The following is an 11,114-nucleotide window of genomic DNA, read 5'->3' as shown; positions in this document are numbered from 1 at the left end:
CGGCGGCCAGGGGGCGGACCCGTCTGTGGCCACCGGGCCCCTTCGGTGGTCACGGGGTGTGGAGGTCCCCGGCCGGGGTAAGCGAGTGATCTCGGCAGGTAAGAGGGGACACGGATGGCGATCGACTCGGTGGGCATGTGGATCGCGGTCATCGCACTGGTGGTGGTGCTGCTCACCCTCGACTTCGTGGTGGCGGCGCGCCGGCCGCACAAGGTGGGCATGCGCGAGGCCACCGCCTGGACGGTCTTCTACATCGGCGTGGCCATCGCCTTCGGCCTGGTCCTGTGGTGGCTGGCCGGGTCGGGCCTGGCGACGGAGTACTTCGCCGGGTGGATGGTGGAGAAGAGCCTCTCCGTCGACAACCTCTTCGTCTTCGTCATCATCATGGCGCGGTTCTCGGTGCCCGAGGAGCACCAGCAGAAGGTGCTGCTCTTCGGCATCGCCACCGCCCTGGTGCTGCGCGCCATCCTCATCGGGGTCGGCGCGGCGGCGATCGCCCTCTTCTCCTTCACGTTCCTGATCTTCGGCCTGCTGCTGATCTGGACGGCGATCCAGCTCGTCCGGCACCGGAACCAGGACCCCGACGTCGAGAACAACCCGCTGATCCGGCGCGCGGGCAAGGTGCTGCCGGTCAGCGACGACATGCACGGCGGCAAGCTCATCGCCCGCGAGGACGGCAAGCGGGTGGTCACCCCGCTGTTCGTGGTCTTCCTCGCCATCGGGAGCACCGACCTGCTGTTCGCCCTCGACTCCATCCCCGCCGTCTTCGGCGTCACCAAGCACCCGCTCATCGTCTTCGCCGCCAACGCCTTCGCGCTGCTGGGACTGCGCGCCCTGTACTTCCTGATCGAGGGCCTGCTCGAACGCCTGGTCTACCTGTCGATCGGCCTGGCGGTCATCCTCGGCTTCATCGGCCTCAAGCTCATCCTGTCGTTCCTGCACGAGGACGTCTCGAAGTCCTTCCCCGAGGTCCCGACCCCGGTCTCCCTCGGAGTGATCTTCCTGGTCCTGCTGGTCACGGTCATCACCAGCCTGCGGCGGGTGCGCAGCCACCCGGAGGAGCGCGCCCACGCGGGCACCCTGCACCGGATGCGCCGCAAGGACGGGAAGCGGGGCCGGGGACAGGGTCAGGGACACGGCCAGGAGGGCCGTTCCGACGGGCGGGGATCCACCGACGACTGAGCGGGCGGGTCGCCCGCTCAGCCCGAACGTAACGAACTCAGGCCAGGCATCGCAGGGCGGCCTTGAGCCCGCGGTCGAGGGGATGGTCGTCGGGCAGGCGGCCGACCGTCGCCTCCACGAACACCGGGACCGGCAGCAGCTCGCTCGTCCCGTCCACGTGCACCCGTACCCCGTCGGCGGTCAGCTCGGCCCGGACCTTCGAGTCCTGCTCGGCGAGCACGAACGCGCCCACCCGGGCCCGCCACCTGGCCCGCTCCTCCGCCTCGTCCTCGGCGACCGGCACGCCGACGTCGTCGGCGTGGGTGGCGTACTCGGAGGCGTAGTGGAAGGCCTGCAGTCCCACCGGGTACGGCCCGGCGAAGGTCGGCAGCGACGCCTCGCGACCGAGGGCGCGCATCCGCTCGCGCGTGTCCCCGTTCTCACGCCGCCACTCCTGGAGCACCGTCTCGACCGGAACGCCCCGGCGCCTCTGCACGCACCACTCGTTGAAACCGTCGAAGCCACCGCCCACCCCCTCGCGCCGGAGCATCGCGGTGAAACCGTCGATGTCGTCGTCCAGGCAGGCGTGGTTGTACAGCTCCTCCCCCGCCAGGTGCCCGAGCACGTCCCGGACCGACCAGCCGTCCGCCCGTGAGGGACGGTCCCAGCCCTGCGCGTCGAGTCCCCGGAAGAAGCGGTCGAGACGTTCCGCCTCGGCGTCGAACAGGTCGAACGGGTCGAGGCCCGCCGGCAGATCCTTCGATTCGTCGGTCATGCCTCAGCCGTACCCGGAGAACGGCGAACATCTCCCCGGCCGGTGAGCCCGGCGTCCGTCGCCCCGCCCGGAGGCCTTTACCGGCCTCCCTGACAACGTTGACACGGAAGATCCGTTCATCTTTGATGACTGTGCCGCACTTTGTTTGGTCTGGTCCGGTAACCAGTTCCCATCCTGGAGTCGCAGTAATGGCACGATGGCGTCTTCCCCCACCGGCCGCACCGGCCGTCGGCGGGCACCGTCGAACGACACCGTCGATCCGGCCCCCGGGAGGTGCCCCGGCGATCCGGGACACCTCATGAGTCACGGCACCCGCCCCTGATCGCGAACCTGCACGGACGGCGCCGGCAGGCAGCGGACCTTTCCACCCCCCTGAACCACGCACCCACCCCCACGGTGCCCTCTCCCGGCCACGCGGCCTGCCGAGGTCGCGCCCCGGGACGGTGCGGACGAAAGGATCAGCCATGCGATGGAACTCCAGGCGCTTCTGGGCCGCCGTGCTCGGGTTCGCCCTCGCCGCCGGCCTGACGACGGCGACGACCACCCCGGCACAGGCCGAGTCGAACGGCGGCGTGCGGGTCATGCCGCTCGGCGACTCCATCACCGACGGGTTCAACGTGCCCGGCGGCTACCGCGTCAACCTGTGGCAGCGGCTGGTCACCGGGCAGTACACGGTCGACTTCGTCGGGTCCGGGTTCAACGGGCCGTCCACCCTCGGTGACCACGACCACGAGGGCCACTCGGGGTGGCGGATCGACCAGATCGACACGAACATCGTCGGCTGGCTGCAGGCCTTCGCCCCCCGCACCGTCCTGCTGCACATCGGCACCAACGACATGACGCAGAACTACGACGTCGCGGGCGCACCGGCCCGGCTGTCCGCGCTCATCGACAGGATCCGCGCCAACGCGCCGGCGGTCGAGCTCTTCGTCGCGCGGATCACGCCGTCCGCCGACCCCACGATCGAGGCGCGGATCCAGGCCTTCAACGCCGCCCTGCCCGGCGTCGTCTCGCAGAAGGGGCCGATGACCCACCTCGTCGACATGCACTCCGGCTTCACCACCGCCGACCTCGCCGACGGCCTCCACCCGAACGCGACCGGCTACGCCAAGATGGCGGAGCGCTGGTTCTCCGCGCTGCAGGCCGTGCCCGGCAGTCTCACCCAGGCGGCCCCGCCGGTCGGGACCGCCGTCTCGCTGTCCAACCCGCAGTCGAACCGCTGCATGGACGTCTCCGGGGTCAGCACCGCTCCCGGCGCGCAGATACACATCTGGGACTGTCACGGCGGGACCAACCAGCGCTGGACCCGCACCGCGAGCGACGAACTGCGCGTCTACGGCAACCGCTGCCTGGACGTGAACGGCAACGGCACGGCCGACGGCACGAAGGTGCAGATCTGGACGTGCAACGGCGGGACGGCGCAGAGGTTCACGTTCACCGCGAACGGCACCGTCGTGGGCGCCGGGTCGGGCAAGTGCCTCGACGTGGCGGCGAGCGGGACCGCGAACGGGACGCTGGTCCGGCTGTGGGAGTGCAACGGCACCGGGGCACAACGCTGGTCCGTGCGATGACACGCCCCCACCCACCGGCAACGATCGCCCGGTCGACGTCCCGGGACGGGCCACCGATCAGTCGTCACCGTCATCGTCGTCGTCGCCGTCCCTGTGGTGCTGACGGCGGGACCCCGGATCCCGGCCGTCCGGCTGGAAGACGAAGCCGGACTCGCGCAGGAAGGCGATGAGCGGCCCGTCGGAGGCGAGCCCGCCCCTCCGCCGCGCCTCCGACAGGTCCCGGCCGAGCTTGCGCAGCTCGTCGTTCGCCTTCTCGCCCCTGCCCCTCTGAAGGTCCCGGGCCACCTTGACGATCCTCTCGCGGATCTTGCGGGCCACCCTTTGGTCGATCTTCCCTTGGCGCTCCTGGTCGGTGACCGCCCGGTGGAAGGCCGGCAGGAGCTCCTGCCACCCCCGTGCCGCCGACGACCGCACCGGTGCCGGGGACGGCGCCGCGGACGCGCTCCGCGAGGCGGCCGGAGTGGGTGACGGCGACACCGGCCGTACCGGGGACCGCGTCCCGGACGGTGCCGCCGCCGTGATCGCGGACGGCGCCGCCGTGGTGACCCGCCCCGCCGGATCCGACGGCACCAGCGCCCAGACGGCGGTCGCCACCAGTACGGCGACCGCACCCAGCGCGATCGCGGCGGACCGTCCGGGTGACCGCCCGCGCGTGAGCGCGGAGAGGACACCGGACACGGACAGGGGCCCCGACGCCGACGCCGGCGCCGGCGTGGGCACCGGTCCCAGCGTGGCCGTCGGCGACACGGTGTTGTCGTACGGGAACGGGGGGCGGGATGGAGGTGCCGGCGGCGCGGTGTCGCGCACGGGCGACGGCGAGTTGATGGGCGACCGCGGGGTGACCGGCGATCCGGTGTCGCGGACGGGCGACGGTGGGGTGACCGGTGAGCCGGTGTCGCGGACGGGCGACGTGTGGCGGGCCGTCGCGGTGACCTGGCGGACCACCTCTCCCCCGGCCGGCCGCGCGGCGGGATCCTTCTCCAGCAGGGCCAGGACGAGCCGCTCCAGCTCCACCGGAACGTCGGGCCGGTACCGCCTGAGCGGGGCCGGCCGGTCGTGGACGTGCTGGGAGATCACCTCCGTGGCCGGTCCGACGAACGGGGGCCGCCCGCACAGCAGCTCGTAGCAGACGCAGCCGAGCGCGTACAGGTCGGAGGCCGCGTCCCCCGGCTCGCCGAGGATCTGCTCGGGAGACAGGTAGGCGGCCGTGCCGATGACGCTTCCCGCCGAGGTCAGCCGCATCGCGGCCTCGGTCGCGACCCTGGCCGTACCGAAGTCGAGGACCTTGAGCGCGCCGCCCGCGCCCAGGTGCAGGTTGGCGGGCTTGACGTCGCGGTGCACGATCCCGGCCCGGTGCGCGGCGTCCAGCCCGAACGCCGCCTGCCCGATCAGGTGGCACGTCTCGGACACGCCCAGCGGCCCCCGCCCGGCCAGCTCGGCGGCGAGGTCCCGGCCGGTCAGCAGCTCCATCACCAGGTACGGCCGGCCCTCGTGCTCGCCCATGTCGAGCACCGTCACCACGTTGGGATGGACGACACGCGCGACGGTCCTGGCCTCCCGGGCGAACCTCTCACGCGTCGCGGCGTCGGCCACCGCCGGCGACAGGATCTTGACCGCCACCGCCCAGCCCGGCCGCAGGTCGTAACCGCGCCAGACCTCGCCCGTACCGCCACGGCCGATCGGCTCGTCCAGCCGGTACCGACCGGCGAGCACGGTCGCCGCCCCCTCCCGATCCCCCACGATCCCCCGCCAACGATTCCGAGCCCGACAATTGGCACCCAACTATAGGAGGGGACTCTCCGCCCCGCGGGAACGCGATCGGCGGCGCGTCGGCGAACGACGTGATCGGCCCGCCCGGGTCACCGACGGCCGGCCGAACGGACTCAGGGTTAGAGGAACGCGGCAACGGCTTGACCCACCTGCCGCGTGGCGGCCGGTACGGATCGTGAGCGCGATGAATACTGACGGTCATGCGTGTCGACTTCGATCCGGAGACCATGGGGGGAGCCGCTTTCTTCCGGTTCATGACCTCGGTCGTCGTTCCGCGTCCGATCGCGTGGGTCTCCACCGTCACCCCCGACGGAGCGGTGGAGAACCTCGCCCCGCACTCCTTCTTCAGCATCGCCAGCACCGATCCGCCGATCGTGCAGTTCACCTCGATCGGCCGCAAGGACTCCCTGCGCAACGTCGAGGACACCGGGGAGTTCGTCGTCAACTTCGCCTCCGAACCGCTGCTGCACCTGATCCGCGACACCGCCATCGACTTCCCCCGGAGCGTCAGCGAGTTCGGCTTCGCGGGAATCGAGCGCGAGGCCAGCCGCCACGTGCGGCCGCCCAGGGTGGCCGCCTCCCCCGTCGTCCTGGAGTGCCGTTCACACACCACCCTGCGCATGGGCAACTCCACCCTGGTCTTCGGCAGGGTCTTCCTCGCGGCGGTGCACGAGGACTACCTCGTCGACGGCCGGCCCGACGCCAGGCGGTTGCGCCCGCTGACCAAGCTCGGCGGCGACGAGTGGGGAACGCTGGGCGACGTCCTGCACCTGAGCCGCATCCCCTACGAGGAGTACGAGGAGCCGCACCACGGATGACTCCCCGGACCCGGTCCCCCCGCTCCGCCCTCCGGTGACCTGGACGGCGCCGGGAAACCCGGAAGTCCCGGAGGCGGCGCGCGCCTCCGGGACCCCGGGCGTGGTGCTCAGCCGGCGTTCGCCCGGTCTCCGGCCGCGTTCACCGGGCGGTAGCCGAGGGCGACGAGGCCGGTGTCGAACGTCGTGTTGTCCACGAGCTCCAGGGTCGCCTTGACGTTCTCCCCGCGGAACAGCCGCTGCCCCTCGCCGAGGATGACCGGGGAGACCATGAGCCGGTACTCGTCGAGCAGGCCGTGCTCCATGAGCGTGTCCGTCAGCCGGCCGCAACCCCAGATCATGATGTTCCCGCCGGGCCGCCCCTTCAGCTCGGTCACCGTGGTGACCAGGTCGTCACCGGGGACGATGGTCGAGTTCTCCCACTCGGCCTTCTCCAGGGTCGAGGAGACCACGTACTTCTCGATGCGGTTCACGTGGTCGGCGTAGGGGTTGCTCATGCCGGGCCAGGCCTGGGCCATGCCCTCGTAGGTGACCCGTCCCAGCAGCAGGGCGTCGCAGCCGAGCGTGAGGTCCATGGCGTACGCCATCGACTGCTCGTTCGAGTACGGCATGGACCACAGGTGGGGGTTGTCGATGAAGCCGTCGAGCGTGGTGTGGGTCATAGCGATGATCTTGCGCATGGTTTCCTCCGTGTCGTTCATGATTGGGCAAGTAAGAGCACTCAGGTGACGTACGGGCTCCTGGCACGGGCGTCGCGCAGGGCGCGAGCCCACCAGGCCAGCCGGTCGAGCGTGGTCCGCACCGCGGTGTTGCACTCCGCGGTGGCCTTGGGCCAGCTCCCGTCGGGGGCGAAGAGCTCCCAGTAGCGGGGAAGGGTGACGGCGTCGCGGATGGCCACGGCGTGCAGTTCGGTGAAGACCTGGCGGAGCTGGTCGACCGCGTGCAGGCCTCCGGAGTCCCTGCCGTAGGCGACGAAGGCGACGGGCTTGGCCTGCCACTCCTCGTAGTACCAGTCGATGGCGGTCTTCAGCGGGGCGGGAAAGCTCCGGTTGTACTCGGGGGTGACCACGACGAAGGCGTCGGCGGCCGCCAGCCTCGGCGCCAGTGCGGCCACCTCGGCGGGGGCGGGCTCGTCCTGGTCGCCGAGGGTCTGCGGCAGGCCGGTCTCGGCCAGGTCGATCAGGTCGACGTCCAGGTCGCCGCGCCTGCGGGCCCTGGCGGCGAACCAGCCCGCCACGGTGGGCCCGAACCGGCCGTCGCGGGTGCTCCCGATGATGACCGCCAGCCGCAGCCGCTCGTCCTGCCGCATCTCCGTACCTCCCTCGCGTCCGTCCCGGTCCGACGTGTCCCACCATGCCGCACCCCCTTTACGGAAAAGCTCCCGTCGTTTTACGGCCGGGCCGGGGAGCGCGGGAATCCGTCGTAAAGCGGGGAGCGCGCGGCGTTATCGTGGCCTTCATGCGTTTCGGGGTGCTTGGGCCACTGGCCGTGTGGACGACCTCCGGCGAGCCGGTGGCGATCCCCGGGCTGAAGGTCCGCACCCTGCTGGCCGACCTCCTGGCGCACGAGGGGCGCCCGGTGCCCGCCGACCGGCTCATCGACGACCTGTGGGGCGACGACCCGCCGGGCAACCCGGCCGCCGCCCTGTCGGCCAAGGTCTCGCAGCTGCGCAGGGTGCTGGAGGACGCCGAGCCCGGCTGCCGGGACCTGGTCGTCCGCCATCCCGCGGGTTACGTGCTGAGGGCCGACACCGACGCGGCCGGTTTCCTGCGCCTGCTCGGCGAGGCGACCCTCGCCGGGGACCCGCCGGCCAGGGCGGCGCTGCTGGCGGACGCGCTGGCGTCGTGGCGCGGTCCCGCGTTCGCCGACTTCGGCGACGAGCCGTTCGCGCGCCCCGCGATCGCGCGGCTGGAGGAGCGGCGGCTGACCGCGCAGGAGGACCGCGCGGAGGTACGGCTGGAGCTGGGCGAGCACGTCCGGCTCGCGGGGGAACTCGGCGACCTGCTCGCGGCGCACCCCCTCAGGGAACGGCTGCGCGCCGCGCACATGCGTGCCCTGTACCGGTCCGGGCGGCAGAGCGAGGCGCTGGACAGCTACGAGGAACTGCGCGTCCTGCTCGCCGACGAGCTGGGCCTGGATCCGGGCACCGACCTGGTCGCCCTGCACCGGGCCGTCCTCACCCAGGATCCGGCGCTGGCCGCGCCCGGCGTTCTCCCGGACAGGCCTGCCGGAACCGGCAGGTCCGGCGGGCCCGGCGGGAACCTTCCGGCGCCCCTCACCGGCCTGATCGGCAGGGAGGAGGCCATCACCGGCATCCGCGCCCTGCTGGAGGCCGAGCGGCTGGTGACGCTCACCGGGCCCGGCGGCGTGGGCAAGACCCGCCTCGCGATCGAGGTCGCCAGGCACCTGACCGGCCCGGAGACGCCCGCCTCGGCCCCCTCCGGCGCCGCGCCCCTCCCTCCCACCGGCGGCTCCTCCGAAAGCGGCTCCCCCACCGGCGTCTCCTCCGAAGGCGTGCGTGACGGCGTCTGGCTGGTCGAGCTGGCCGCGCTCGACCGCCCCGGCGACGAGGACGCGGTCCACCGGCTGGCTGAGACGATCATGACGGTGCTGGACGTCCAGGACGCCGCGGGCGGCGCCGGGCCGGTGACCGCCGCCGACCGGCTCACCGAGGCGCTGCGCCCCCGGCGGCTGCTGCTGGTGCTGGACAACTGCGAGCACGTCGTCGAGCCGGTCGCCGAGCTGGCCGGGCTGCTGCTGCGCGCCGCCCCGGGGCTGCGGATCCTCGCGACCAGCCAGGAGCCGCTCGCCCTGCCCGGCGAGGTGGTCTGGAGCGTCCCGCCGCTGGAGGTCCCCGGCCGGGACGCCGACGACCTCCCCGCGCTGGAGCGGACGGGTTCCGTGCGGCTGTTCGTGGCACGCGCGTCCGCGGCGACCCGGGGAGCCCGGAGGGCGGGGGGATTCGTCCTTGACGCGGACACCGCTCCGGCGGTCGCGGCGCTGTGCCGCAGGCTGGACGGCATCCCGCTGGCGTTGGAACTGGCCGCGACGAGGGTGCCCGCACTCGGGGTGCACGGTCTCGTCGCCCGCCTGGACGACCGGTTCCGGCTGCTGGCCACCGGGCACCGGGGTGTCCCGCCGCGCCAGCAGACCCTGACGGCGATGATCGACTGGAGCTGGGAGCTGCTGACCGACGCCGAGCGCGCCGTCCTGCGCCGTCTCGCCGTACACGCCGACGGCTGCGCCATGGAGGCCGCCGAGGCCGTCTGCGCGGGGGACGACATCCCGGCCGAGGACGTGTTCGATCTGGTGGCGCGGCTGGTGAACCGCTCGCTGGTGGTCATGGTGGACGGTGCCGACGGGCCGAGATACCGGTTGCTGGAATCGGTGGCGGCGTACTGTGTCGAGCGCCTCCAGCGGGCCGGGGAGTACGAGCCGGTGCGGCGGCGGCACCTGCGCCACTACACCGGCCTCGCCGAGCGGGCCGCGCCGCGCCTCTACGAGGCGGACCAGCGGCTCTGGCTGCGGCGTCTCGACGCCGACGCCGCCAACCTCCGCGCCGCGCTGAACGCCGCCGTCAGGAACGGCGACGCGGACGGCGCGCTGCGCCTCGTCGGCGCGATGGCCTGGTACTGGTTCCTGCGCGGCCGGCTGACCGAGGCACACCGATCCCTGGCGGCGGCACTGGCCGTTCCCGGCGAACCTCCGGCCGCCGCCGTCCCCCGGGATGGCGAATCGGACACAGACGGCGGCTCCGGGGACGTCCCGTTCGCCGTCCTCCGGGCCAGGGCCCTCACCTGGAAGGCCGCGGTCGGGTTCCTTCGGGGTGAGGTGGCCGCCGACGACCGGGAGAAGCTCCGCCGGACGGCCCTGGAGGCGTACGAGGACGCGGGCGATCCCGGCGGGCGGGCCAGGGCGTGGTGGATCCTCGCCTACACGGGGGTCGACCTCGGCGACCTGTCCGCCGCCGGAGACCTGCTGGACCGGGCGCTCCCCTCCTTCGAGGCGCTCGGCGACCGGTGGGGGACGGCCGCGGCCCTCGCGCTCCGGGCCAAGCTCGCGCACGTACGCGGCGACGTCGACGGGCTCGAACGCGACGGCGAGCGCAGCGCGCGGATCTTCGGCGAGCTCGGGGAGCGCTGGGGACAGCTGGAGGCGAGCGGCTGGCTCGGCGCGCTGGCCGAGATGACCGGTGACCTCGACCGGGCCGAACGGCTGCAGCGCGACGGCATGCGCCTGGCCGAGGAGCTCGGGCTGTGGACGGAGTTCGCCGGGCGGCTGGGCTGGCTGGGCTGGATCGCGCTGCAGCGCGGCGACTACCCGCGGGCGGTGGAGTCGAGCGAGAGGTCGCTGCGGCTCACCGTGGAGCAGGGGCACCAGGCGGGGCAGACCTTCGCCCGGATGGGACTGGCCTTCGCCGCGCGCAGGGACGGCCGCCTCGACGTCGCGGAGGCCCACCTGCGCGACGTGCTGGACCGTACCCCGCCCGGCGCCGAGCAGCCGCCGCCGTACCTCCCGATGATCGTGACCGAGCTCGGCTTCGTCGCCGAGCAGCGCGGCGACGCGGCGGCGGCCCTCACCCTGCATCTGTCGGCCCTCGACCTGATGGCCAGGTTCGACGGGATCAGGGACATGCCGGTCGTCGTGTACGGCCTGGCCGGGGCCCTCTCCGCCGCCGGGCACCACGACCGCGCCGCCCGGCTCCTGGGCGCGAGCACCGCGGCCCGCGCGTCGAACTCCGTGCCCCTCGCCCCGATGGAGCGCGGCGACGTCGACCGGATCACCGCGCGGATCCGGGACGCGCTCGGCGAGGAGCGCTTCGCCGCCGAACACGGACGCGGCGCCGCGCTCACACCCGGGCAGATCAGGTCCCTGGCCGTCCTGCCGGACACCTCCGTGCCCGCACCGGGCTGAGCACGCGTCCCCACCGGGCCGAGCGGACGCGGCAAGCCGGCGGCCGTCGGCCCCGGGGCACGCCGCCCCGCACAGGCGGGGCCGGGCGGGGCCGGCGGGCGCCCGGAG

At 73.2% G+C, this 11,114-nt stretch carries 8 protein-coding genes; 4 read left to right on the top strand and 4 right to left on the bottom strand.

From position 1 onward, the window contains the following. The first annotated feature begins 114 nt into the window (after positions 1–114). A complete protein-coding gene (locus AC5L38_RS37420; RefSeq protein ID WP_495247543.1) occupies positions 115–1,182 on the top strand; it encodes a TerC family protein in 1,068 nt (355 codons plus the stop codon). Positions 1,183–1,219: 37 nt separating this feature from the next. Here AC5L38_RS37420 and AC5L38_RS37415 read toward each other — a convergent pair whose 3' ends face one another. Continuing rightward, positions 1,220–1,936: a maleylpyruvate isomerase family mycothiol-dependent enzyme gene (locus AC5L38_RS37415; protein WP_495247542.1), complete on the bottom strand. Its 717-nt coding sequence runs from the start codon at positions 1,934–1,936 to the stop codon at positions 1,220–1,222. 464 nt (positions 1,937–2,400) lie between these two features. Between AC5L38_RS37415 and AC5L38_RS37410 the strand changes: the two genes are divergently transcribed. Then, a complete protein-coding gene (locus tag AC5L38_RS37410) occupies positions 2,401–3,507 on the top strand; it encodes a ricin-type beta-trefoil lectin domain protein (protein WP_495247541.1) in 1,107 nt (368 codons plus the stop codon). Between the two features lie 57 nt (positions 3,508–3,564). On the opposite strand, the gene AC5L38_RS37405 is transcribed toward AC5L38_RS37410, so the two are convergent. Beyond that, complete coding sequence (locus AC5L38_RS37405) at positions 3,565–5,247, bottom strand: serine/threonine-protein kinase (RefSeq protein WP_495247540.1); 1,683 nt, start codon at positions 5,245–5,247, stop codon at positions 3,565–3,567. Positions 5,248–5,477: 230 nt separating this feature from the next. Here AC5L38_RS37405 and AC5L38_RS37400 point away from each other — a divergent pair, with 230 nt between their 5' ends. Next, positions 5,478–6,095 (top strand): flavin reductase family protein, encoded by a 618-nt coding sequence (locus AC5L38_RS37400; protein ID WP_495247539.1) that lies wholly within the window; start codon positions 5,478–5,480, stop codon positions 6,093–6,095. 107 nt (positions 6,096–6,202) lie between these two features. Here AC5L38_RS37400 and AC5L38_RS37395 read toward each other — a convergent pair whose 3' ends face one another. Both AC5L38_RS37395 and AC5L38_RS37390 read right to left on the bottom strand, forming a co-directional pair. After that, positions 6,203–6,772 carry a dihydrofolate reductase family protein gene (locus AC5L38_RS37395; RefSeq protein ID WP_495247538.1) on the bottom strand — a complete coding sequence of 190 codons (570 nt, stop codon included), beginning with the start codon at positions 6,770–6,772 and terminating at the stop codon, positions 6,203–6,205. 41 nt (positions 6,773–6,813) lie between these two features. After that, on the bottom strand, positions 6,814–7,401 hold the full coding sequence (locus AC5L38_RS37390; RefSeq protein WP_495247537.1) for an NADPH-dependent FMN reductase: 588 nt from the start codon (positions 7,399–7,401) through the stop codon (positions 6,814–6,816). 149 nt (positions 7,402–7,550) lie between these two features. Between AC5L38_RS37390 and AC5L38_RS37385 the strand changes: the two genes are divergently transcribed. After that, entirely contained in the window at positions 7,551–11,006 is a 3,456-nt protein-coding gene (locus tag AC5L38_RS37385; RefSeq protein WP_495247536.1) for an AfsR/SARP family transcriptional regulator, read from the top strand. Positions 11,007–11,114: the final 108 nt, after the last annotated feature.

The organism is Streptosporangium nanhuense (genome assembly GCF_059358815.1).
The sequence above is the reverse complement of the archived record's forward strand: the minus strand, read 5'-3'. Positions and strand labels throughout refer to the sequence as shown.